This is a genomic window from Pseudomonas sp. JZ134, assembly GCF_051027695.1.
GTDB classification, from domain to species: domain Bacteria; phylum Pseudomonadota; class Gammaproteobacteria; order Pseudomonadales; family Pseudomonadaceae; genus Chryseomonas; species Chryseomonas luteola.
In genome coordinates this window covers 2,845,519-2,868,464 of the sequence record NZ_CP069250.1, presented here as the reverse complement: position 1 = coordinate 2,868,464, position 22,946 = coordinate 2,845,519, and the positions used below count along the sequence as shown (strand labels likewise).

General features: G+C 58.0%; 24 protein-coding genes and 1 tRNA gene. 8 read left to right on the top strand and 17 right to left on the bottom strand.

Annotation, left to right across the window (positions count from 1 at the left end):
- Nucleotides 1–110: 110 nt before the first annotated feature.
- The 6 genes from JQR86_RS13390 to JQR86_RS13365 all read right to left on the bottom strand — a co-directional run bounded on the left by JQR86_RS13390 (nt 111) and on the right by JQR86_RS13365 (nt 3,981).
- Nucleotides 111–407: a cyd operon YbgE family protein gene (locus tag JQR86_RS13390; RefSeq protein ID WP_010797544.1), complete on the bottom strand. Its 297-nt coding sequence runs from the start codon at nt 405–407 to the stop codon at nt 111–113.
- A complete protein-coding gene (gene cydX, locus JQR86_RS13385; RefSeq protein ID WP_010797545.1) occupies nt 404–514 on the bottom strand; it encodes a cytochrome bd-I oxidase subunit CydX in 111 nt (36 codons plus the stop codon). The genes JQR86_RS13390 and cydX overlap by 4 nt, the downstream gene beginning before the upstream one ends.
- A 95-nt stretch (nt 515–609) precedes the next feature.
- Nucleotides 610–1,752 carry a cytochrome d ubiquinol oxidase subunit II gene (gene cydB, locus JQR86_RS13380; protein ID WP_434153710.1) on the bottom strand — a complete coding sequence of 381 codons (1,143 nt, stop codon included), beginning with the start codon at nt 1,750–1,752 and terminating at the stop codon, nt 610–612.
- A 10-nt stretch (nt 1,753–1,762) separates the two neighbouring features.
- A complete protein-coding gene (locus JQR86_RS13375) occupies nt 1,763–3,370 on the bottom strand; it encodes a cytochrome ubiquinol oxidase subunit I (RefSeq protein ID WP_219652808.1) in 1,608 nt (535 codons plus the stop codon).
- Nucleotides 3,367–3,570 carry a cytochrome oxidase putative small subunit CydP gene (cydP, locus tag JQR86_RS13370; protein WP_010797548.1) on the bottom strand — a complete coding sequence of 68 codons (204 nt, stop codon included), beginning with the start codon at nt 3,568–3,570 and terminating at the stop codon, nt 3,367–3,369. The genes JQR86_RS13375 and cydP overlap by 4 nt, the downstream gene beginning before the upstream one ends.
- Nucleotides 3,571–3,687: 117 nt before the next feature.
- Nucleotides 3,688–3,981 carry a metal-sensing transcriptional repressor gene (locus tag JQR86_RS13365; RefSeq protein WP_033352800.1) on the bottom strand — a complete coding sequence of 98 codons (294 nt, stop codon included), beginning with the start codon at nt 3,979–3,981 and terminating at the stop codon, nt 3,688–3,690.
- Nucleotides 3,982–4,952: 971 nt separating this feature from the next.
- Between JQR86_RS13365 and JQR86_RS13360 the strand changes: the two genes are divergently transcribed.
- On the top strand, nt 4,953–6,182 hold the full coding sequence (locus tag JQR86_RS13360) for a diguanylate cyclase (RefSeq protein WP_434154913.1): 1,230 nt from the start codon (nt 4,953–4,955) through the stop codon (nt 6,180–6,182).
- Here the strand turns inward: JQR86_RS13360 and JQR86_RS13355 are convergent.
- Nucleotides 6,169–6,528 carry a hypothetical protein gene (locus JQR86_RS13355; RefSeq protein WP_434153709.1) on the bottom strand — a complete coding sequence of 120 codons (360 nt, stop codon included), beginning with the start codon at nt 6,526–6,528 and terminating at the stop codon, nt 6,169–6,171. The genes JQR86_RS13360 and JQR86_RS13355 overlap by 14 nt on opposite strands.
- 58 nt (nt 6,529–6,586) lie before the next feature.
- On the opposite strand from JQR86_RS13355, the gene JQR86_RS13350 reads away from it, so the two are divergent.
- From JQR86_RS13350 to JQR86_RS13340, 3 genes are all read left to right on the top strand, one after another.
- Nucleotides 6,587–7,087 carry a UPF0158 family protein gene (locus JQR86_RS13350; RefSeq protein ID WP_150347800.1) on the top strand — a complete coding sequence of 167 codons (501 nt, stop codon included), beginning with the start codon at nt 6,587–6,589 and terminating at the stop codon, nt 7,085–7,087.
- 198 nt (nt 7,088–7,285) lie between these two features.
- Complete coding sequence (locus JQR86_RS13345) at nt 7,286–7,615, top strand: hypothetical protein (RefSeq protein ID WP_010797552.1); 330 nt, start codon at nt 7,286–7,288, stop codon at nt 7,613–7,615.
- Between the two features lie 106 nt (nt 7,616–7,721).
- Nucleotides 7,722–8,090 (top strand): DUF1475 family protein, encoded by a 369-nt coding sequence (locus tag JQR86_RS13340; protein ID WP_434153708.1) that lies wholly within the window; start codon nt 7,722–7,724, stop codon nt 8,088–8,090.
- 10 nt (nt 8,091–8,100) lie between these two features.
- Here JQR86_RS13340 and JQR86_RS13335 read toward each other — a convergent pair.
- Nucleotides 8,101–8,174 (bottom strand) — tRNA-Gly (locus JQR86_RS13335).
- Between the two features lie 174 nt (nt 8,175–8,348).
- Between JQR86_RS13335 and JQR86_RS13330 the strand changes: the two genes are divergently transcribed.
- Both JQR86_RS13330 and JQR86_RS13325 read left to right on the top strand, forming a co-directional pair.
- Nucleotides 8,349–9,407 (top strand): M4 family metallopeptidase, encoded by a 1,059-nt coding sequence (locus tag JQR86_RS13330; protein WP_019366594.1) that lies wholly within the window; start codon nt 8,349–8,351, stop codon nt 9,405–9,407.
- A gap of 10 nt (nt 9,408–9,417) precedes the next feature.
- The gene (locus tag JQR86_RS13325) at nt 9,418–9,741 is read left to right on the top strand and encodes a protealysin inhibitor emfourin (RefSeq protein WP_010797555.1); all 324 of its coding nucleotides are present in this window, start codon (nt 9,418–9,420) and stop codon (nt 9,739–9,741) included.
- Between the two features lie 13 nt (nt 9,742–9,754).
- On the opposite strand, the gene JQR86_RS13320 is transcribed toward JQR86_RS13325, so the two are convergent.
- From JQR86_RS13320 to JQR86_RS13310, 3 genes are all read right to left on the bottom strand, one after another.
- Nucleotides 9,755–10,741 (bottom strand): aldo/keto reductase, encoded by a 987-nt coding sequence (locus tag JQR86_RS13320; protein WP_434153707.1) that lies wholly within the window; start codon nt 10,739–10,741, stop codon nt 9,755–9,757.
- 67 nt (nt 10,742–10,808) lie between these two features.
- A complete protein-coding gene (locus JQR86_RS13315) occupies nt 10,809–11,510 on the bottom strand; it encodes a 16S rRNA pseudouridine(516) synthase (RefSeq protein WP_286787034.1) in 702 nt (233 codons plus the stop codon).
- Nucleotides 11,510–11,731, bottom strand: a complete 222-nt coding sequence (locus JQR86_RS13310) for a cysteine-rich CWC family protein (RefSeq protein WP_434153706.1) — start codon at nt 11,729–11,731, stop codon at nt 11,510–11,512. The genes JQR86_RS13315 and JQR86_RS13310 overlap by 1 nt, the downstream gene beginning before the upstream one ends.
- A gap of 249 nt (nt 11,732–11,980) precedes the next feature.
- On the opposite strand from JQR86_RS13310, the gene JQR86_RS13305 reads away from it, so the two are divergent.
- Both JQR86_RS13305 and JQR86_RS13300 read left to right on the top strand, forming a co-directional pair.
- Nucleotides 11,981–13,120 carry a glycerophosphodiester phosphodiesterase gene (locus JQR86_RS13305; RefSeq protein WP_434153705.1) on the top strand — a complete coding sequence of 380 codons (1,140 nt, stop codon included), beginning with the start codon at nt 11,981–11,983 and terminating at the stop codon, nt 13,118–13,120.
- 207 nt (nt 13,121–13,327) lie between these two features.
- Nucleotides 13,328–13,744 carry an NUDIX hydrolase gene (locus JQR86_RS13300; protein ID WP_197872700.1) on the top strand — a complete coding sequence of 139 codons (417 nt, stop codon included), beginning with the start codon at nt 13,328–13,330 and terminating at the stop codon, nt 13,742–13,744.
- Between the two features lie 472 nt (nt 13,745–14,216).
- Here the strand turns inward: JQR86_RS13300 and atzF are convergent, their stop codons facing one another.
- From atzF to JQR86_RS13270, 6 genes are all read right to left on the bottom strand, one after another.
- Nucleotides 14,217–16,010, bottom strand: a complete 1,794-nt coding sequence (atzF, locus tag JQR86_RS13295) for an allophanate hydrolase (RefSeq protein ID WP_434153704.1) — start codon at nt 16,008–16,010, stop codon at nt 14,217–14,219.
- A gap of 106 nt (nt 16,011–16,116) precedes the next feature.
- The gene (uca, locus tag JQR86_RS13290) at nt 16,117–19,734 is read right to left on the bottom strand and encodes an urea carboxylase (RefSeq protein ID WP_434153703.1); all 3,618 of its coding nucleotides are present in this window, start codon (nt 19,732–19,734) and stop codon (nt 16,117–16,119) included.
- 224 nt (nt 19,735–19,958) lie between these two features.
- Nucleotides 19,959–20,594, bottom strand: coding sequence for an urea amidolyase associated protein UAAP2 (locus JQR86_RS13285; RefSeq protein ID WP_074827661.1), 636 nt, complete (start codon nt 20,592–20,594; stop codon nt 19,959–19,961).
- A gap of 11 nt (nt 20,595–20,605) precedes the next feature.
- Nucleotides 20,606–21,331: an urea amidolyase associated protein UAAP1 gene (locus JQR86_RS13280; protein WP_122043149.1), complete on the bottom strand. Its 726-nt coding sequence runs from the start codon at nt 21,329–21,331 to the stop codon at nt 20,606–20,608.
- Between the two features lie 10 nt (nt 21,332–21,341).
- A complete protein-coding gene (locus JQR86_RS13275) occupies nt 21,342–22,115 on the bottom strand; it encodes an ABC transporter ATP-binding protein (RefSeq protein WP_434153702.1) in 774 nt (257 codons plus the stop codon).
- The gene (locus JQR86_RS13270; RefSeq protein ID WP_434153701.1) at nt 22,112–22,930 is read right to left on the bottom strand and encodes an ABC transporter permease; all 819 of its coding nucleotides are present in this window, start codon (nt 22,928–22,930) and stop codon (nt 22,112–22,114) included. Before JQR86_RS13270 ends, JQR86_RS13275 begins: the two co-directional genes overlap by 4 nt.
- Between the last annotated feature and the right edge of the window lie 16 nt (nt 22,931–22,946).

Here is a 22,946-nt window from a genome sequence, read left to right as displayed (position 1 = left end):
GTAAGGTATCCAGCAGAGCGGTTGGAGATTGCATCACGGCATCCAACCGACTCGCTTATGACCACCTGACCAAAGGATGCCAGCCCTCAATCAGGCTGGCAGCTCATACGTCAACCCATTCGGGCCTGTATCAGCAGGGCGTAGCCCAGCGCCATCAGCGTCCAGGCTAACAACGGGCCAAAGGCCCACTTCCAGACTTTCGCCCGAGGGTCGAACCCTACGCCGTGCACAAAGCCGCCCGCCACGCCCCACATCACCAGCATAAGCATGCTATGGCTGTAGTGGCCTTCGGCATTCAGAAACGCAGTGGGATAGATGAGCAGCAACAGGCACAGTGGCGAGGCGAGGAGCAGGGAGAGTACCCTGAACCCTCCTCGCAGCAGCACCGGGCGGGCGTGGGTGATCACGGCTGGATCTCCTCGTCGAGATTTTCAGTCGCTTCGAGCCACAATGCATTCATGATGCCGAAGCCGCACGCCAGAGCGATACCGAGAACCCAGGTGAAATACCACATGATGATGACTCCTGAAGATATTTAGGGCCTGTCCGGCCGATCCCTGGGACTGTTTTGAGCCTCCGCAGGGTCGGCCGAATGAGCAGACGAATGAATCAATAAAGGCCGTGGGGGTTGTCGTTGATATGCGCGGTAGTCACCTTGCCCCACATCTTCACATAACCCCACAGGGTATAGGTCAGGATGATCGGGACGAAGATGCAGGCTGCTACCAGCATGATCCCCAGAGTCTTGTGACTGGAGACGGCGTCCCACATGGTCAGGCTCGCCGCGGGATCAAAGCTTGACGGCATGATGAAGGGGAACAGCGCGAAGCCTGCGGTACACAGCGTGCCCACGATGGCCAGGCTGGAGCCGAGAAAGGCTACCCAGCTACGGCCGGAGGACGAGGAGAGCAGGGCCATCAGACCGCCGATGATGCCGATAGCCGGGGCCAGCTTGGTCGTCGGATATTGGACGTAGTTGGCCATCCAGCCGACGTTGGTCTGCGCGACTTCCTTGGCTAGCGGATTCAGTGCGGCGTTGGCGTCAAAGCTGGAAAGCAGGGCGAAACCGTTGATGCCACCCATCCACAGCCAGACACCCGCCCCGATAAAGGTAGCAAGGAACGCCAGCGCCAGAATCTGCGAGGCGCGGCGGGCGCGTTGGCTGATGGCACCTTCGGTGCGCATCATCAGCCAGGTACCACCATGCAGGGCCAGCATGGTAAAGCTGACGATACCGGCCAGCAGGCCGAAGGGGTTCAGCAGTTGCCAGAAGCTACCGTGATAAGAGGCACGCAACGTGTTGTCCAGTTCCAGCGGTACGCCTTGCAGAAGGTTGCCAAAGGCCACGCCAAACACGACCGAGGGCACGACTGCACCGGCGAACAGCCCCCAATCCCAGGCCTGACGCCATTGGGTATTTTCCAGCTTGCTGCGGTAGTCGAATCCCACCGGGCGTACAAAAAGTGCAAACAGCACTACCAGCATGGCCCAGTAGAAACCTGAAAACGCGGCGGCATAAACCATCGGCCAGGCGGCGAACATCGCACCGCCTGCGGTGATCAGCCACACCTGGTTGCCGTCCCAGTGGGGCGCAATGGTGTTGATTACCACGCGCCGCTCGTTGTCCGTACGGCCAACGATGGGCATCAGAATCGCCGCACCCAGATCGAAGCCATCGGTCAGGGCAAAGCCAATGAGCAATACCCCCACCAGTACCCACCAGATCAGTTTAAGACTCTCGTAATCAAACATAAGGGTGTTCTCAGGCAATGATGGTTGGAGTCGCAGCCGCTTCCGGAGCCTGCGGCAGTTCGGTTTTTGCGCCTTTCTCGAAGTGGTAGCGACCGGTGTGCAGGCTGGACGGACCGAGGCGAGCGAAGCGGATCATCAGGTACATTTCGATCACCAGCAGGCCGCTGTAGAAGACGATCAAGGCGATCAGCGAGCCCCAGACATCACCTGTAGAGACGCTGGAAGCCGACAGGTGAGTAGGAAGCAGTTCGCCAATGGACCAAGGCTGACGACCGTTCTCGGCGACAAACCAGCCCGTCTGGCCGGCAATCCAGGGCAGCGGCAGGCTGAACAGGGCAAACTTGAGCAGCCAGGTCTTGGTGGCCTCGTTGCGGCGTGCCACGGCGTAGAAGGCGCAGGCGAACAGGATCAGCATCAGGAAACCCGAGGCGACCATGATGCGGAAGCTCCAAAAGATGCCAGATACGTGCGGGATGGTGCTCTTGGCCGCTTCCTTGATCTGGGCATCGGTAGCCGATACCACATCAGGGGTGTATTTCTTCAGCAGCAGGCCATAGCCCAGATCTTTTTTCACATCGTTGAAGGCAGCGATGTTTTCAGGGGTCTTCTCACCGCCACGCAGTTTTTCCAGCAGACTATAGGCCACCATCCCGTTACGGATGCGGTCTTCGTGCTGGTCGATCAGCTCATGAATGCCGGTCACCTGCTTGTCCAGCGAGCGGGTGGCGATAATGCCCATGACATAGGGAATCTTCACCGCATAGTCGGTGCGCATGGTTTCCTGATTCGGGAAGCCGAACAGGGTAAAGGAGGCCGGAGCTTCTTCGGTATGCCATTCGGCTTCGATGGCGGCCAGCTTGGCTTTCTGCACGTCACCCACTTCGTAGCCGGACTCGTCACCCAGCACGATCACAGACAGCACCGAGGCCAGGCCGAAGGCAGAGGCGATTGCAAAGGAGCGGCGCGCAAAGCCTACGTCACGCTTCTTCAGCAGGTAGTAACTGGAGATGGCCAGCACGAATACCGAGCCGGTCACATAGCCTGCCGCCACGGTATGCACGAACTTGACCTGCGCGACCGGGTTCAGCAGCAGGGCGCCAAAGTCGGTCAGCTCCATGCGCATGGTCTCGAAATTGAACTCGGCACCCACCGGGTTCTGCATCCAGCCGTTGGCGATCAGAATCCATAAGGCCGAGAGGTTGGAGCCCAGGGCTACCAGCCAGGTTACCGCCAGGTGCTGTTTCCTGGATAACCGCTCCCAGCCAAAGAAGAACAGGCCGATAAAGGTCGATTCGAGGAAGAATGCCATAAGGCCTTCGATCGCCAGCGGTGCGCCGAAGATATCGCCCACATAGTGGGAGTAGTACGCCCAGTTGGTGCCGAACTGAAATTCCATCGTCAGGCCGGTAGTGACCCCCAGGGCGAAATTGATCCCGAAGAGCTTGCCCCAGAATTTGGTCATATCCTTGTAGACCTGCTGGCCGGTCATGACGTAAACCGTTTCCATGATGGCCAGCAGGAAGGCCATGCCCAGCGTCAGGGGAATGAAGATAAAGTGATACATCGCCGTCATGGCAAACTGCAGACGCGACAGGTCGACGACTTGTTCCGAGATCATCTCGGTGTCTCCTCAATTTTAAGCGAAGCGGGAGTGGCACCCAAAAGGCGTTGGCTCATTTCCACGGTGCCGTCCTTGGGAACGGTGGGCGCGTCGAACCAGAGGGCCTTGATGCCCATGAGCAGGGTCAGCTTGATCAGGAGAATCACGGCGATCTCCTTGGCCAAGCGGTGTTTAAGAAAGCTGAAGGGCGAGTTCATAGTCGATACTCCGTGGAGTATCGGCATTAGAGACGATGGCAGGGTGCTATCTATTGATCTGGCGCAATGAAATCAGAGTAGAAGCATCCCTCAAGGGATGGCAGTTTGCCGCAGGGGTCAGGTGTAGCGGATAAAAACCTCGCGAACCTTGGCCAGCGCCTCGGCACTGTCCTGATCGGGATCGCTCATGGCCTCTTCAATCAATGCTGTCAGCATCAGGCGATACGCTTTTTCCAACGCACTGCGTGAGGCAGAAAACTGCTGGGCCACCGACTCGAAGCGCTCTCCGCGTCGGATCATGGCCTGAAGGCCCCGAATCTGGCCTTCGATACGGGCCAGCCGCTTAAGCATCACCTGCTGCGCTGTGGGGTGTTCGAGTAGATCATCATTTGCGGAAAGATTCGATTTCATGAAGCGCTCAGTAAACATAACGAGGCCACGCTCTTTGAAAGGCGTTATGCCATAGGGCGAGGCGGAAAAACGTAATCAAGATCATGGCTACTGCTTAAAGACACGTCTTATCCATTAATAAAGGAGGCGCCAAAGCGGCTGATAAGTAGCAGGGCTTGCGAGTTACCTCCAGATGGAAAGGAGCAGGTTACGAGTCCAGGCCCATCAGAGCTGACGTTACGATGGCTGGAGCCTCGCAAGGGTGTGTCCGATGTAGCCTAGCAGGTGATGCCGGTGGCCCTTGTCTAGGCAGCGGACTAATTCGCTCGCGATTGACTTGAATCAATTGAGGTGACGGGCTGTGCTCTTTATGAAGCAGTGAGGTGTGTTTACTGCGGTTTACAGGGTATCCGTACCAAGGCAGCTTGAATGACATCAATCGGGTCGCGGCACATGAGCACAGCGGTTTACTCAAGGCAGAAGAGACTCGCTGCGCTGCACGCTTTGCAACACATGGCCACTAACCTTTCCGTGTTTATCCTTCTGTCGGATCAGGCCGCTGGTAGGCCTCTGAGTGCTGCCGATTTGATATTGAAAGCAACAGTTCATGAACGGTATTGATTGATTTGATTAGTAAGTTTTCATGATAAATCAATCGATTAACGTGTTTTCTTAATGGGGATTCAATTTAACGTTAAGGTTCTCAGCGAGACGGCCGTTACAATAAAGACGATTACAGATTATTGGCGTCAAGGTGTATGCTCCGCACGCATGCTTGATATCGAATGGCCATCGCTCCGCGTGATGAAGCAGCTGTTGGCTGTGCAAGGTGCAGACAGGATCGTGCAGGTCAGGCTGCCAGGGTAGGCCAGTAACCATTCATTATCCGATTTGTTTCATCGCGTGGCGGTGAACGTAGTTATCAGGATTTTCTTGTGCGGAACCGCTTCTCTCAAAGCCCGATTCATTTTGCGCCGCCCTTGTTTCTAGCAATGGTGGCGTGGCTGCTTAGCCTGTATTGGCCGGGCACGGCTTTCATGGCATCGCTGTTCAGCGTACTCCCAACGCTTCTGGTGTTGTTGGGAGGAGCCTTTTGTGTGGTCTATCAGCGGCAGAGCCAACTGTTTTCCCTGGTCACGCTTTACATTGCACATTTTTCATTGTCGCTTCAGGTCAGCCATTATCAGCAGACCCATACGCTCAACCCTGAAACGCCCTTAGTCTTTCACCTTGCCACAGTCATGACTCCACTGCTGATTGGCATCTATTGCGTTTGGCAGGTCAAGGCGCATCTGCTGCAGGACAGCATTGCCCGGCTGACGCTACTGATTGTGGCAACAGTCGTCCCGCTAGCACTGGGCCGTGTCTATCCCGAGGCGATGCTGCACGCGGTCGATACCATCTATTGGCCCATGCTGCACGGCGACTGGATGAAGCTGGCGCAGCTGGCCTACTTCACTTTTATCGTGGGGTTGGGGCTTGTCATCACGCGATATGTTCTCTTGCCAAGGCCGCAGACGGCGGCGCCTATTGTGGCTATTGGCTGTCTGATGTGGATGTGGTCCAAGGTCTTTATCGAGCCCCAGATTCTGGATGTAATGATCAGCTTTGTTCAGCTCATCATTATCGGCTCGGTCATTCATGAAACCTTCTACATGGCCTTCCGAGACGAGTTGACCGGTATTCCGGGGCGCCGTGCGCTCAATGAGCGTTTGAGTCGCCTGGGCAACCAGTACGTCATTGCCATGGCGGACGTGGATCACTTCAAGAAATTCAACGACACCCACGGCCATGACGTCGGCGATCAGGTACTCAAGCTGGTCGCTAGCAAGATGCGCAAGGTCGGCGGTGGCGGCAGTGCGTATCGGTATGGCGGCGAGGAGTTTACGCTGCTTTTTCCAGGCAAGACGCTGGAAGAATGCCTGCCGCATCTGGAAGCTGTGCGGCGTAGCATCGAAGAGTACCCTTTGCGTATCCGGGACAAGCAGAGCCGCCCCCAGGATGACGAGCGGGGCAGGGAGCAACGTGGCTCCGGTGAGGCCAAGACTGTCTTTATCACAGTCAGCATGGGCGTCGCAGAGCGGGGCGTGGCAGCGCGCACCCCTGAAGAGGTCATCAAGTGTGCGGATCAGGCACTGTATAAAGCCAAGGGCGCTGGCCGTAACAATGTCATGCCTTATGGGCAGAGCGCCCAGCCTGCTTCACGGGTCAGGCGGGCCTGACCTTGGTGCCGTGCAGGAAGAACTGCACAGCATGGTCGACAAGCCGGTCCAGCTCCCCTGAGGTAGGTGAGGGGGCCGCACCCAGGGCGGCGCGGCGCTGCGGGCCTGGAATTACCATACCTAGCAGCATGATCAACGCCTCCCTGTCGTCTGGTATATGCCAGCGTCTCGCCTGGATACTTGTAGCGGTAACTACCGCGTCAGCGCAGGCGCCAACGCCCTGGAGCGCCCACTCAAGGCACAGGTGCGCCTTACCGAGAAATAACTCGCGCCGTAACCGTGAAAAGCCGCAGCTACCGCTGCGGCTTTTCGCTTCCGCGGTATCTGCTTGTCCTATGTTGGGCACCCTCCGGTCATCCCTGGGTCATACCTGTATCGATAAGCCACAGTAAGTCAGTGCAGCCATGCGACCGATTACGATAAACCTCGAAGCGCTCAAATCAGTCCTCACCAGTGAGGCCCGACACGACCACGTACTTGATCTGGAAACCGGCAAGCTCCTGAATCTGACCGAGGATGACTTTGAAGCCGAAGAACTGCACGCCATCGAAACCCAGAAAGACCGCTACGTGCCCATAGAACCACTGGGCATCGCCGAGCGCGTAGCCATGCGAGAAGCCTTTCTATTCGACCTTCATGACCCCCATGCACATCCGGTGCTCTCCCGCGCCTTGACCGACCGCAAGCCGCTGCGCACCTTTGACTATGAACTCAAGAATTTCCCCAAAGCCCAGAAAGCCTGGGAAGCCTATGAGGCTACTCAGGTCAGCCAATATGCCCTTATCTGGCTGCACGACCATGATCTGGAGCCCGTTTCAGAAGACTACGCTTCCCAGCCTGGTGTTAAAGAAGGCGTGCCCGAGGGCATTCTGCGCCGCATGAACAAGAGCAACGTTCAAGAGTAGAGCTCTACCTGATAGCAGCAGGTGCCTGAATAACTGATTCAGGCACCTGCCTGGATACCTCTGATCCCCTCCACTGGCCCGCCCGTTCTGCACAAATAAATTTGATGAAGCTATCTAGCCAACCGAACTGTCATATGGGATAGATAGGATGGACAAAACATAACAAGAAAGTCATCTGTACAACGGGGGATGGAGACCATGCGTGGTTTAGTAGTAGTAAGTCTGATCACGTTACTGACAACCGGCTGCGTCATGAGCGGGCGCAACATTGACGAGCAACAGGTAGGGCAGATTGTCGAGGGCCAGACGACCCGCTCGCAGCTCATCGCCATGTTTGGCGAGCCTCAATCCAAAATCCGCAAGTCGGGCTATGAGATGCTGTACTGGTCCTATTTCAATTCAGGCTTTCTCGCTGCCTCTGAACAATCCAAGGGCCTGCGCGTCCTGATCGATGAAGACGGTACGGTCAAGAAATACCAGGCAATCAACTCGAATACCAAGTCCGCACTGGCACAAAGCGATATCTAAGCGCATTCATACCGGTTGCCTGTGCGTTGCTCAATGGCAGCGCACGGGCAAACTCATGTCTTCTGCCTACAATCCTTACAGCAGGTATGTATTTTTGAGGGGTGATATGCGGAAGGTAACGGTGCTAACGCTGCTGCTTGGAGTGGGATGGCTGGTGCTGGTCGCCATTACGCTTCGCGGCACTGTCGAGATGGGCTTAGTGGCGGGCCTGTACACCTTTGTAGGCGACTTTGCTCATCCGTGGCGAGCGCAGTTCCACTCAGACCTGAGCCTGAACGTTTTTCTGATTGCCCTCTGGCTCCTCTATCGAGCCCGCCCCTGGCAGGTTGGTCTGCTATGGGGCTTGCTGGCACTCATGGCGGGCGCCTTGTTTACGCTGCCTTACGTAGTGATAGCAATGATCCGGGCGAAGGGGGATTGGCGAGTGCTGCTACTGGGAAGGCAAGCCAGGATGTCAGCCCCGCTTGAATCATGAGGAAGCGAATTGGAGCGGGCGAAGGGAATCGAACCCTCGTCATGAGCTTGGGAAGCTCAGGTAATGCCATTATACGACGCCCGCTTCGGGAGGCGTCCTTTGTACCAGAAGCCGAGCCTTGGGTGAAGCCTCTTGATAAGGTTTTTGTGCGAGGGAGTCTAGGGCGGGTTTTGCGGTCTAACTCTGTGCCACGTAGAGTGGCGTGAGAGGGGTAGTGTTGTGCTGCTCCAACGCTGGCTGCTTAGGGAGGGCGTTCGTATGCCTCGCTTGGGTTCTGTTCAAGGTTTTATCCCCCCGTACATCCTCAGCCGTATCGTTGATCATGGCGATGAACGCCAGCGCTCCTGCGCGTTGGGTACGCTAAGTCATGTACGTACGCTTTTGCATAATCCAGGCCCGCCTGGGGTGCGTCAGGCACCGGTGAGTGAGCTGGAGCGTACCGATGATGAGCGTGCACAGCGCAGCATCTATGATGCAAAAAATGGCAACCAGTTGCCGGGTGTGCTGGTTCGCAAGGAAGGCCAGCCTGCCGTAAGCGACATTGCTGTAGATGAGGCTTATGACCATCTCGGCGCCACCTTCGATTTCTTCTATCAGGTGCTGGGCCGCAACTCCATTGATAACCGGGGCCTGCCGCTCTCGGGCACGGTACATTACGGGCAGGACTATCAGAACGCCTTCTGGAATGGCGAGCAGATGGTATTCGGCGATGGGGACGGCGAGATCTTCAACCGCTTTACCATTTCGCTGGATGTCGTTGCCCATGAGCTTACCCACGGGGTGACGGAAAGTGAGGCGGGGCTGGTGTATTACAACCAGTCTGGCGCACTTAATGAGTCCGTGTCCGATGTCTTTGGGGTCTTGGTTAAGCAATACAGCCTGAAGCAGCGAGCCGAGGAGGCCAACTGGCTGATCGGGGAAGGGCTGTTGACCGAGAAGATCAATGGTCGTGGTCTGCGCTCGATGGCTGAGCCGGGTACGGCGTATGATGATCCGATGCTGGGCAAGGACCCGCAACCTGGCCATATGCGTGACTTCATTGAAACGCGGGATGACAATGGCGGTGTGCACCTCAACTCGGGCATTCCAAATCGGGCATTCTATCTGGCGGCAACCGGGATCGGTGGATACGCATGGGAGACAGCGGGCCGCGTTTGGTATGACACCTTATGCGACAGCCGCTTGACCAACGATGCTGATTTTGCGGCCTTCGCTCGACTCACCGTTTCGAATGCCGGTCGCCGCTTCGGCGCAGAAGCGCGCGAGACCCAGGCAATTAACAAGGCCTGGGAAGACGTTGGGGTAGAGCTGACCTGAGGAGGTCATTATGAAAGAGCTACCGAAACTGGGGCCGGATGCCTTGTTAAGGCTTTCTCGACAGGGCGGCTTTGCAGCGATCCATGCACTGGCGCGCCCACGGGAGATCGATTTTTCCAGTTGCAATGAGGATGAGCGTGGACGAATCTGTTCCGTGCTCGAGCGTTCGCTGCCAGCCTCGGCGGAAAGCGTAGGGCGTGGCGATCAGCGGTATTACAAGATCGAGTTGCGCTTCAAGGACAAGCCCGACGAGATCACAATTACCGTTCCGGAAGACCGTGCACCCAACGAGCTGGTAAGGCTGTGGGATAAGGGCGACGCCAAGGTGCCCTGAACCCACTTCACGCCTAGTGTCTGGCCGTCTCGCCTGGCACCGGCGCATCAGGGGGCAGGACGCCCTGCTCCCGTAGTGTTGTCCAGAGTTCCTGCGGGATTGGTACCTGCATCAGTTCAACGTTTTCCCTGACCCGCTCAGGCTTGCTGGTGCCCGGGATCGTGGCGGCTACAGTGGGGTGTGCTACGCAAAATTGCAAGGCGGCAGCGCGTACGTCGACATCGAACTGTTCGCAGACCCACTTGAGATGCTTGGCTTTTTCTTTAATGGACGGATCAGCCTCGGCATAGTTGTAGTTCTCGCCGCCCGCCAAAATACCCGAGTTGTACGGACCTCCTACGACAATACCTACACCGCGCTCCAGGCATTGCGGGAACAAAGTATCCAACGCCTCGCGATGGTCCAGCAGTGAGTATCGACCCGCCAGCAGAAAGGCATCCGGGTCAGCCTGTTCCAGGGCAAGACGGCAGGGCTCGACCATGTTCACACCCAGCCCCCAGCCTTTGATGAGGCCTTCTTCGCGCATCCGGGTCAGTGCAACCGCTGCGCCTTTCATGGCTTGGTCAAAATACTCTCGCCATGTGGGGCCGAACTGGTCTTCGGATATATCATGGATCCAGACGATATCAATCCGGTCGGTTTTGAGGCGTTCGAGGCTGTCTTCAATGGAACGACGGGCACCGTCTGCGCTGTAGTCCAGAATGCGGCGGTAGGGGCGCTCGTTGACGAACGGGGCCGCATTCTCAGGCTGGTCGGCCTTTTGCAGCAGACGGCCAACCTTGGTGCAGAGGGTGTATTCATCCCGGGGTTTTTGACTGAGCACCTCGGCAAAGCGAATTTCCGACAGGCCGGCACCATAATGGGGAGACGTATCGTACAGACGGATACCGGCCTCCCAGGCCGCCTCAAGCGTGGCGGAGGCTTGTTCTTCGGTGAGCTCATGAAACATGTTGCCCAGCGGGGCGCCGCCAAAACCGAGGCGGGGAACGTGAATGCGCATACGGCTCTCCTGGCTGATGAATGATTCTTATGCCGACCGGAGTGCGCGACGAATGTTCCTCAGTGGTCTAGGCAGGGACGCCGCATGCGATTTCTGTAGCGGTAAGAGGACGATATTCACCGGGTGCCAAGGCGGGATCGAGCACAATGGGACCGATCCGCTCCCGGTGCAGGTGTAAGACCTGATTTCTAAAGTGCCCGAACATGCGCTTGACCTGATGATAGCGGCCCTCGATGAGAGTAAGCCGCGCGCTGCGCTCGCTCAGGATATCCAGATGAGCGGGCAAGGTAGTAAGGTCTTCAAACTTGAAGTACAGCCCGGCGGCGAATGTGGAGACGTATTCCGGCAGGATCGGGTTGGCCGTCTCGACGTAATACACCTTGGGCAGCTTGCTGCCGGGCAGGGTCAGACGACGAGACCAGAGACCATCGTTGGTGATGAGCATAAGGCCTGAGGTGTTCAGGTCCAGACGGCCAGTCAGGTGGAGATCATCCTTGTCCTGTTCGTTCAGCAGATCGATTACCGTGGGGTGATCCGGATGCTGCGTTGCGCTCACATACCCAACGGGTTTGTGCAGCATGAAGTAACGAGCAGCCTTGCCAGCTTGAAGCAGCTCGTCCAGCAGCTCGACCCGATCGAAGAAGCGTACCTCGTAGCGGCCATCACGCACAGGCACGCCATTGATCCGTACGTGTCCATGCGCTAAATGCACGCGTGCGTCCAGGCGGTTGAGGGTAGGTCGGTTACTGATGAAACGATCCAGGCGCATCAGCCGTTAGTATCCGTTTCATGTTCTAAGGTAGCACTGGCGCAGCGGGCGCACAGGCAAGCCACGTTGCGAGCGTCTTCCGGCAAGGTCTCGAGTGCTTCGGGAGCGATACGGGTGTGGAAGCACCAGCAGTCAGTTACCGGTTGGCTGCAACCGAGCTGAGCACAGCCATTGGGTTGCCCGCAGCCTGGGCAGAGGTGGGGTGGATAGGCTGTGTTCATGTCTGTCGCCTCGTGCGCCTGTAAGGGCGTACGGAAATTCAATGTAAATAGGGGTAGACCGTAATCGTACCCCGTGTGAGGCAGTACGGCTATGAAGACCAGCCGTATGGGCTACGCTTGCTTACGTTCTTTGACTGATGGCCCGCAAGGGTGGGGATAAGCGGTATCGTCACGTTAACGTCGTGTTCATGCCGCAGCATGGGCGTTGTGTATTCAAAATCCAAAAAGTCACAGCAACGGGAGACACCGATGGATAGAGGTTTATGCAAGGGATTATTGGCAGGAGCGCTAATGGTGGCCATGGGGATGATGGGGCAGTCGGCTGGTGCCACGAGCGAGCCGGCAGGCAAGGCGCTGAGCGAGAAGGCGGGCATTCCGTATCCGGCCGTGATTGCACACCGGGGGGCGTCCTATGATGCACCAGAGTCCACCGCGCCCGCGTATATGCTGGCCCGTGACTTGGGCGCCGACTATCTGGAACTGGACCTGCAGCGTACCCGTGATGGCGTCCTGATCGCCCTGCATGACGACAACCTCAAGCGCACCACTAACGTTGCGCAGCGCTTTCCGGACCGGGCGGATCAACCTGTCAGTAGCTTTACGCTGGAGGAACTTAAAAGTCTGGATGCCGGAACCTGGTTCAATACGGCTCACCCGGACCGTGCGCGGCCCAGCTTTGCTGGCCAGAAAATTCTGACCCTGGACGAGGTGATCGATATCGCCGAGGGTGGCCAGAACAAGCCGGGCCTATATATCGAGACAAAGCAGCCCAAACTGTTCCCAGGTATCGAAAAAGACCTGAAGGACAAGCTCCAGGCACGTGGTTGGCTAGGCAAGCCTGCGGCAAAAACATCGGATACCCCGCAGGTGCATGTGGCCTCGATGCCAGGTCGCGTAGTCCTGCAGACGTTCGAAAAGAGCAGTATGGAACTGTTGCAGCAGGAAATGCCGCAGGTGCCCAAAGTGCTTCTGCTATGGCTGGGCGATGGCAGTATCGAGCCCAAGTCGAATGTGAGCTTTGCCGACTCGGGCGAAAAGGATAAGGCCGCCTATTATGCCAAGCAGGAGGTCAAATCCAAGGCTGAGTACGAACGCTGGCTGAATTGGGCGAAAGCGCATGGCGCACTGGGAATAGGGCCTTCCTCGGCACTGACAAATGGCGGTGATCAGAGTTATGCGGATCTGGTGAAGCCCTGGATGAATCAGATGGCTCATGAAAAAGGGCTGATCGTGCATCCATACACGGTGGACGAGGCCGTGGACTTCAAGAAGATCAGCGATGCGGGCGTAGATGGCTTCTTTACCAACCGCACTGCCGAGCTGTTGAAGTTTTACAACCGCCCTGCAAAGGACGGCATCGACACGATACTGAAGCGCCACGGTTATTGATAAACGCCCTTTAGCTTTATGATGGGTACCGCGTTGCTCCACCCACTCTAGAAGAGACCGGCTTGGACGTAGGAGGGGGAGCAGCGATACCCGTCATGTCGCCCCCTTTATCCATATAATTACCTATGCGGTCACCGCAATTCGATCACAACACGGATAAACTGGCAGGGTGGGTCTGAAAAAGAGTCTGCCACCAGGAGAGCAGTAGTGAACGACTTTTCCGGGGCTAAACTTGCCTTGTTGTGTGGTGATCAACTCCTGACCTACAAGCGAGACGAGAAGAACTCAATTCCCTTCCCGGGCTGCTGGGATTTTGCTGGCGGTGGTCGAGAGGGGAATGAAAGCCCAGTCGAGTGCGCATTGCGAGAGTTGGATGAGGAGTTTTCCCTGCAGCTGACCAAAGATCGGATCATTTGGGAAAGGTGCTACACGAGTTATACCCGTAAGCCTCTTGACGCCTATTTCTTCGTCGGCGAACTAACCGCTGAAGAGATCGAGTCCATACGCTTTGGTGATGAGGGCCAGTATTGGCAGATGATGCCAATAGCGGAGTTCCTGTCCTTGCCGGACGCAGTACCTTATCTGCAAACACGGCTGCGCGACTACCTTGAGCAGATATCTTGAGATGAAATATCTGGTTACGTTGCTTAATGCCAGCTGAATGCCTGGGTGATTACAAAGAACAGGGTTTCGCAGAACGGTAATATGCCATTACGCACCGTTTTTTAGGGCGTGGAGGATACTGTTTTGCGGCGTCTATTCTTGGCGTTAGCGTTTGCTCTACCGTTAAGCGGCTGTGTGGTTTACGACGATAACCCTTACCGTCATACCACCACGACCTACTACCGCTCCTATACCCCCGTTTATGTAACACCGGCTGTTCCTGTTGGGCCGCCGCCTTCTGTCATTATTTATGACCGACCTGTGACACGTTGGCGCTCGAATTTCTATTATGGCCCACCACCGCCTCCGCCGCGGTTTCGCCCTGGTTGGGGCCCCGGTCCCGGCCCAGGCTATTGGCGTCATGGACCGAGACCGTACTGGGGGCCACCACCGAGACGGTGGTAAGCCCCGGCAAGCGATTAGCAAGCCCCTCCTATCGCTGGCTGGCCATATAAGCCCGCCAGCCACCGAAGTGGGTGATGTCCTTGGCGCCTTCCAACCCATAGGGCTCACAGATAAACCCGGTTTCCCAACTGCCATCAGCCAGCTGAACCTTGCCTAGGCCGAGCGGAGCAGGAATACCCATCAGAAACGAGCCTAGCTCGCGGCTGGGCAGTTCCCAGATTTCCACGGCAATGGCTCGACCACCTTCGGCTACACGAACCATGCCCGGGCGGAAGGGCGGTCCACCGGCCAAGGCGTACAGTTTGTAGTCGGGGCTGCTTTCTGTACGTGAAACCAGTTTGCCGCCCCGCTTCATCAGTTGCCAGTTGAGCGGCAACCCTTCCAGATGCGCACCGCAGACGACCACACGAGCATGATCATGGCGCGCTACCGTAGTAGGTGCAGAGGCGGGCATATGTGCACCGTTTACCAGAGGTAATTGCTGCACACGCTGGATGGCATCGGCCAGGCTCAAGAGGTACTGGTCGGTGAAGGCGCGTCCGAACAGCGTCACGCCCCATGGGAGGCCGTTTTGCATAAAGCCGGCTGGCATCGCCACGGCAGCATAATCCAGCATGTTCATGAAGTTGGTGTAGTAACCCAGATCGGAGTTACGGGCGACAGGCTCGGCCTGCAACTCATCCAGAGTGACGGGGCGGGGGTAGGCAGGCGTCAGTACGCAATCCAGCTCGGTCAGCGCCTGGTCACAGACAGCCTTGAGTGCTTGCAGGCGGTACTGTGCCCGGAAGGCGTCTACGGCCGTCGTGCCGGGCGCCTTGGCCAGTACTGCCTTGATGACGGGCAGTACCGCGTCCGGTTGTTCTTCGATCAGCTCACCCGCCACGCTGTAGCGCTCGGCTACCCACGGACCTTCGTAGAGCAGCTTGGCCGCTTCGAGGAACGGGGCGAAATCCAGTTCGACTGCCTCGCCCCCGAGCGCTTCCAGCTGTCTTACCGTGTGCTCGAACAGCGCGGGACTTTCCGGACAGCCGAGAAATTCGAGCTGCCTGGGTACACCAAAGCGGAACGGGCGCGGAGTACCGAAGGCCGAGGCATCGTTCCAGAGCGGATTGGCGCGACTGTACGCGTCGCGTGGATCGTATACAGCGGTCAGGGCGAGCAGTTCGCTGGCCTCTTTAGCCGTGGCGGTGAAATAGGTGACGCAATCCAGTGTACGGCACGCCGGAACGACACCCGCCGTCGAGATCAGCCCTTTGGTGGCCTTGAGACCGACCAGGTTGTTCAGCGCAGCAGGTACTCGACCCGAGCCGGCCGTATCGGTACCCAGTGCAAAGGTAGCCACGCCCAGCGCTACGGCTAGGGATGACCCCGCGCTGGAACCGCCGGAAGGGTAGTCTGGATGAACACTGTTGCGGCAGGCGCCATAGGGCGAACGTGTACCGTTGAGGCCGGTGGCAAACTGATCCAGATTGGCCTTGCCCAAGGGAATCGCACCTAAGGCGATCAGCTGCTCGACAACGGTGGCCGAGCGCTCCGGTGTATAGGCAAAGGCTGGGCAGGCGGCTGTAGTAGGAATGCCCGCCAGATCGATGTTGTCCTTGATGGCAAAGGGGACGCCATACAGCGGAAGGTCCGCGGGGGACCTGCTTTCCAGTGCCGCCAGATAGGGTTCCAGCTCCGCCAGGGAGAGCAGATGGATGAACAGGTGAAAGTCGGGATTCAACTGCTCGGCCTTGTTGCGAAGTTCGGTAATAAGCGTGCGTGGCGTGGTGCGGCCTTCACGGTAGGCGGCGCGGAGGGTATCGAGGCGCAGGTCAGTCATAAAATAGTCCCTGGTAGTCTGGATAAAGCCATTGGCAATACCCAGCAATAGCGTTCTGAGCCGGGTATCGCCTTGCTCGACCCGCCTCTGGCTAAGTTAAGTTGGATCAGGCGTGCTCGATTACCATCATTCTTTGCCCGGCGCGTACAGGAGAGCCGGGCTGCACGCGAACGTCCTTTACGAGTCCATCGCAAGGCGAGAAGAGCGGAATCTCCATTTTCATGGATTCCAGAATCACCAGCACATCGCCGGCTTTGACCTCTGTGCCCGGTTCCACCTGTACCTGCCAGAGATTGCCGGCAATATGGCTTTCCACAGCGGTCTGCCCGGCAGTCAAGGGGGCATCCTCATCGGGCTCTGGCGTGACGTCTTCGCTTTCGAAGTGCGCCTGACCGGACTCGAGCCAGCGCTGGCGCTCGGCATTGAAGGCCGCCTGCTGGTGGGTGCGGAAGGTGTGAATAGAGTCCGCCTCTTTGGCAAGAAATGCCTGATAGTCCGCCAAGGACAGCTCGGTCTCTTCGATCTGCAGGGGATAGCGACCCAGCGGAAAGTCGGCGCGTATCGTGAGCAGTTCTTCTGCTGACACCTCATGAAAGCGAATCTGGTCGAAGAAGCGCAGCAGATAAGGCTGGCCGCAGAAGGCATCGACCTGCTTGTAACGGTTCCACATTTGCAGCGTGCGGCCCACGAACTGGTAGCCCCCCGGGCCTTCCATGCCATACACGCACAGGTAAGCGCCGCCGATGCCGACAGAATTTTCCGCCGTCCAGGTACGGGCCGGGTTGTACTTGGTTGTTACCAGACGATGGCGAGGGTCCAGCGGTGTGGCTACCGGGGCGCCGAGGTAGACGTCTCCCAGACCCATCACAAGGTAGCTGGCGTCAAAGACGATTCGCTTCACCGCTTCAATGGAGTCGAGGTCATTAATGCGGCGGATGAATTCCAGATTGCTCGGGCACCAGGGGGCGTCCTTGCGGACAGTCGTTGCGTATTTTTCGATCGCCAGTTTGCACGCCGGGTCGTCCCAGGAAAGCGGAATATGGACGATACGAGAGGGTACGCGCAGATCGTTGGCGTTGCGTAATTCCCGCCAGGTTCGCTCGACCAGGATCAGCAGGTCATTGAGTGACAACTGCTCGGGGCGATAGTGAATCTGTAGCGAACGGATGCCGGGGGTGAGGTCGATGATACCCGGCAGGTCGAGGGCTTCTAAGGACTGCATCAGTGCATGCCCCCGGAAACGCAAGACCAGATCCAGTTCGGCCGGTCCGATTTCCAGGAGCAGATGGGTATCGCCAGAGAGCCGTGCGACCAGACGTTCGTCGTTATGGCCGATGTCCAGCACGATGGGGCTGATCAGCTTGGAGTCAGTACCGGCCAACGGCAGCACGTCATAGTCGACATTTGGTGTCAGCGATTCAGTCTCGGCATGACGCGCCTTGACCAGTAAACGTGCCGTCTCGATGCTGACCGGCACAAAGCGCACCTTGTCACCGGCCTTGAGCTGACCCATCTGCCACAAGTCTGCCTCAATGATTGTGACCGGGCAAACGAAGCCGCCTAGGCTTGGGCCGTCTGGTCCGAGGATGACAGGCATGTCGCCCGTAAAGTCAACGGCACCGATGGCGTAGGGATTATCGTGAATATTGGAGGGGTGCAGACCAGCCTCGCCGCCGTCTTCTCGTGTCCACTCCGGCTTCGGTCCGATCAAGCGTACACCGGTGCGGCTGGAGTTGAAATGCACTTCCCACTCGGTATCCAGGAAGCGCTGGATATAGGCCTCGCTGAAATATTCCGGCGCGCCGTGCGGACCGTAGATCACGCGCAGGGTGCGGGTATCCGTCAGCGAGGTGCACAATTCGGGCGAAAGGTTGGCACCTGCATGGTAGTCCTGCGACGGGTACAGGTGCAGCACATCGCCTGCCCGCAAGGCACGACCGCCATGCCCGCCGAACTGACCAAGAGTAAAGGTGCTCTTGCTGCCGAGGTAATCTGGTAGATCCAGGCCGCCTCTCAGGCAGAGATAACTGCGCGCGCCGGCACCGCTGACCGTACCCAGCGTCAAGGTTGCCCCGGCGGGGATGAACAGCGTGGTATTCATGGGTTGCGACACGCCATCAAGCTGTACAGGCAGGGCTGCCCCTGTCACGGCTACCACCGCAGGCGTGTTGAAGCGCAAGGCCGGCCCGGTCATGGTGATCTCGAGCCCCGCAGTGCCCTCGGGGTTGCCCAGCAGACGATTGCCCAGGCGCAAGGCGCGATCATCCATGGGACCTGACGGCGGAATACCCACCGCCCAATACCCCTGGCGGCCTGGGTAATCTTGTACGGTCGTCTGAGTGCCCGCGCTGATGACTTCAAAGGTAGTAGCTTGATAAGTCAGGTTCTCCAGGCAGCGGGTCCAGGGGTTGCCTGAGGCGAAGGGGGTATCGGTGAGGATCTGACGCAGGTAATCGCGGTTACTTTCTACCCCATAGAGGCGGGTGCGTTGCAAAGCAAGGTCCAGTGCACTGCGCGCGGCGTCTCGGGAGTCGGCCCAGGTAATGACCTTGGCGATCATCGGATCGAAGTAGGGCGAGATTTCACAACCCGCTTCCACCCAGGTATCGATACGCAGGGCGCGACCCTCCGAGGGCGGAAACTCGACAGCGGTCAGCAGGCCAGGGCTGGGCTGGAAGTCGCGGCCTGGATCTTCGGCATACAGCCGCGCCTGGATGGCATGGCCATGTGGCTTTAAATGTCTGGCAAGTTCGGCCAGTGGGGGCAGATCGCCTGCGGCCAGCTCGATCATCCAGCGCACCAGGTCCACACCCCAAACCTGTTCGGTTACTCCGTGCTCGACCTGCAGGCGTGTGTTTACTTCCAAAAAGTAGAAGTGCTGGGCTTCGCTGTCATACACGAACTCGACGGTGCCGGCGCTCCGGTAATTGACCGCCTTGCCCAGCGTGATTGCTGCTGCGCACAGGGCTTCCGCCATGCCGTCAGGCAGGTTAGGCGCTGGGGTCTCTTCCAGCACTTTCTGGTTGCGGCGCTGTACGGAGCAGTCGCGGACACCTAGGGCAATCACGTCGCCCTGGCCGTTGCCAAAAATCTGGACTTCCAGATGGCGGGCGCGCTGGATGTATTTTTCAATGAATACGCCCGCGTCGCTGAAATTGTTCTGACCCAGACGTTTGACGGCGTCGAATGCTTCAGCGAGTTCACTGGCCGAGCGGCACACCCGCATGCCGATACCGCCACCGCCAGCGGTGCTTTTCAACATGACCGGATAACCCACGGTCTCGCCAGCCTTTAACGCAGCCTCCAGATCCTCCAGAAGCTCTGTGCCTTCGAGCATCGGTACGCCTTGGGCCTTGGCCAGCGCGCGGGCCGTATGCTTGAGGCCAAAGACACGCAGCTGTTCAGGAGTGGGGCCAACGAAGGCGATGCCGGCGGCCTCGCAGGCTTCGGCGAATGCGGCATTTTCGGAAAGAAAACCATAGCCTGGATGGATAGCCTGTACGCCGGTTGATGTAGCGATAGCCAGGAGCTTGGGCACATCCAGATAAGTAGTCGCGGCTGCGCCTTCACCCAGGCTTACGGCCTCGTCAGCGTGGCTCACATGCAGGCTGGCGCGATCGGCCTCGCTGTAAACGGCTACGCCTTTTACCTGGAGGTCGCACAAAGTACGCAGAATACGGCAGGCAATGGCACCACGGTTAGCGATCAGGAGTTTGGTGAACATGTCGCACCCTCGAAAGGGAGGCGGGCCGTCCCGCCGTAATTTCACGCTCCAGGGTCGTCCCGGGAGCCAAGTCGTTGTCATGCATAGCTGGAGGGGGTATAGCGGGGCGATACCTGTCGTTTTCGGCGTCGCTCAGTCCCTTTTGCACTCAGAGCGTCGTGTATTCAAACACTGCCCGGAGCGGCTCTGGCAAAGAGTATGCAACCAGGTGCGTAGTCGCTGTTTCAGCTCCATATCAGCACCTCTGCCGGAGTCGGGTTCCAGCCGTTGCATGGGTTGTTGAGCTGCGGGCAGTTCGAAATCATCACAATTACATCCGTCTCGGCGCGCAGTTCTACGTACTTTCCCGCGCCGGAGATGCCATCCTCGAAGGTCAGCCCGCCTTCAGGCGTCACCGGAACATTCATGAAAAAGTTGATGTTGGCAGCGATGTCGCGCTTGCCCAACCTGCCGTCATGGTGGCAGGCGCAGAGAAAGTTATCGCGGCAGCTATGCATGTAGCGCTTCTCCAGCGCATAGCGCACGGTGTTGCTCTCTTGGGCGCAGGCGCCGCCAAGCGTGTCGTGTCGGCCACAGGTGTCGGCAACGATGGTCAGGAGTGGATTGCCCAGGTTGGAATACAACACGGTCCCGGTGGTGAGGTAGACCTTGCCCTGTCGACGCAGCGTACGCTGGGCGTCATAGCGCTCGCGCGGGTTCGTTGCGCTGTAGAACAAGGTATCAACAGCCTGATTGCCTTCGAGGTCATGAATGCGAATTGTCTGGCCGGCCTTGATCTCTTTCAGGTAAGGCGCACCCGCCGGGATGACCTCACGGTAGAGGGCATTTTCAGGACGTTTTTCGCTAGCGGTTACGGTCATGGCAGTCATCCTCACAGAAAGAAGCGTTCGGTGTTGATAAAGCCGCGAATATTCTCTTCACGGGATGTACGGCAGACGTTGGCCACGCCTGGGTCGGCGCTTTTCAATGTCAGCGTGACGGGTTTCGGTGCGTATTCGGGTGTTGGGTCCAGCGGGTGCTGCAAGGCAGTGAGTACAACCAAGGTATTCATGGGGGCATACAGCTCGATGTAATCGCCCGCTTTGGAATTGCCTTCGATGAAATGGAAGGCGCCTTCGGCGTCCACGTCCACCCGACTAAACAGATTCAGCGTCATGAGCAGGTCTTCCTGCCCCAGCCCCCACTTGCCCATCTCCACCAAGAGGTTGTCAGTACCGTTGCGGTGAAAGCCGTTGCGCAGCTCCTGATATCGGCCGGGGCCGTACTTTTCAGTGACTTCTTCGGCATTTGCCACGCCACCAAAGCTGTCGTGCCAGCCGCAGGTATCTTCGACAATGGCGGCCAGCACGCGGCCCATGTCTGAATACAGGCAATGCCCTTTGGTGAGCTTGGCAGTGTGCTGGCATTTGAGTGTATCCGGCAGGTTCAGGCGTTCGCTCTTCTCCTGCGCGTTGAACAGCATCAGGCTGACATTGGCGCCGCCCAGTTCGTCAGTGATCCGCAGCAACTGGCCACGTTTGACGATGAGCGAGGTATGGCCACCACCGGGAACGTGTTCTTCGAGCAACAGGGAAGCAACAGGGCGTGTTTCGTTCATAACAGGGTCCTCAGTTGACGGCGGGTTGGCCCAGCAGAGTTTCCACCGACGTCAAGGCGCCGGAGGTTTTTCTGCGGTTTACCGGGATGTTGTAAGTAATGCGTGCGCCATAGGCGTTGGGCGCATGGGGATCGATACGCATCTTGTCGAATACCAACACGCGGCTGGCGAGGGTGAAGCCTTCGGAAAGATCATGGGTGACCATGAAGACGGTCAGCTTGTGCTCCTTCCACAGCTCGGTCAGCAACACATGCATGTCCTTGCGGATGCCTGGGTCGAGCGCACCAAAAGGTTCATCCAGCAGCAAAATACGTGGCTTCACAATCAGCGCCTGGGCGATGGCCAGACGCTGCTGCATACCACCGGAAAGCTGGCTGGGATATTTGTCGAGCGCATGGCCCAGACCGACCCTGTTCAGCATGGCCGCTGCCGTCTCGCGAAGGCGTCGCTTGTCGGTGCCGAACAGGCGACCCAGAAGACGTGAATGGGGGAGCTCCATGCCGATTACCACGTTATCCAGCACGGAAAGATGCGGAAATACGGAGTAGCGCTGAAAGACTACTCCACGGCTGGGATCGGGCTCGGCACAAAGCGGTTGCCCATCCAACAGGATGTGCCCGCGGGAGGGGCTTTCCTGGCCTAAGAGCATCCGTAGAAAGGTTGATTTACCGCAGCCGGAAGCCCCTACCAGGGCACAGAACTCACCCTCTTGAATGCTCAGGTTCAGGTGTTCCAGTACGACCTGATCACCGTACTGCTTCCAGACATTCTTAACCTGGATCATGAACGGGCTCCTGTGTCGTACCAGGGGAAAGCCCAGCGCGTCAGCTGTCGCAGGCCAACGTCCATGGCCCAGGCCAGCGCCGTGATCCAGACGACATACGGCACGATCACATCCATCGCCATGTAGCGGCGGACCAGAAAGATGCGGTAGCCGAGCCCATCAGTACTGGCAATAGCCTCGGCGGCGATCAGGAACAACCAGGCCGAGCCGAGCGCCAGGCGCAGCGCGATCAGAAGACGAGGCAGGACTTGAGGCAGTACCACACGCAGAATCAGTGTCCAGCTGTTGGCGCCAAGGGTTTGTGCCTTGATCAAGAGTTCCTGTGGAATCTCGCGGACCCGCTGCTCCATGTCGCGAACAAGCACCGGTGTAATACCGATGACGATCAGCATGACCTTCGACAGCTCACCCAAGCCGAACACGATAAAGAGGATAGGGAGGATCGCCAGCGGCGGCACCATGGAGAGTACGGTTACCAGCGGAGAAAGCGGCGCGCCAAATAGCGGAATGGCACCTGTGGCGATACCGACCACCAGTGCGATCGAAGCACTGATGACCAGTCCGGTAGCCAGGCGGGAGAGGCTGGACATTGTGTCCTGCCAGAACACATAGTCACCGGTGCGCTTGTCTTCCTTGAACGCCAGACGATCTATCGCTGCGGCCATTTGAGTCGCGCTGGGCAGGAGCTTGTCGTTGGGGTTTTCCGCTAGGCGAGTAGCCGAGCCGCTGAAGTAAGCAAACAGCAGCAGGGCGAAAGGCAGCAGGATGAGAAGCAGACGACTTCCGCGATCAGGCTGGCGATTGATCAGGCGCATGGTGGATTACCTGTGT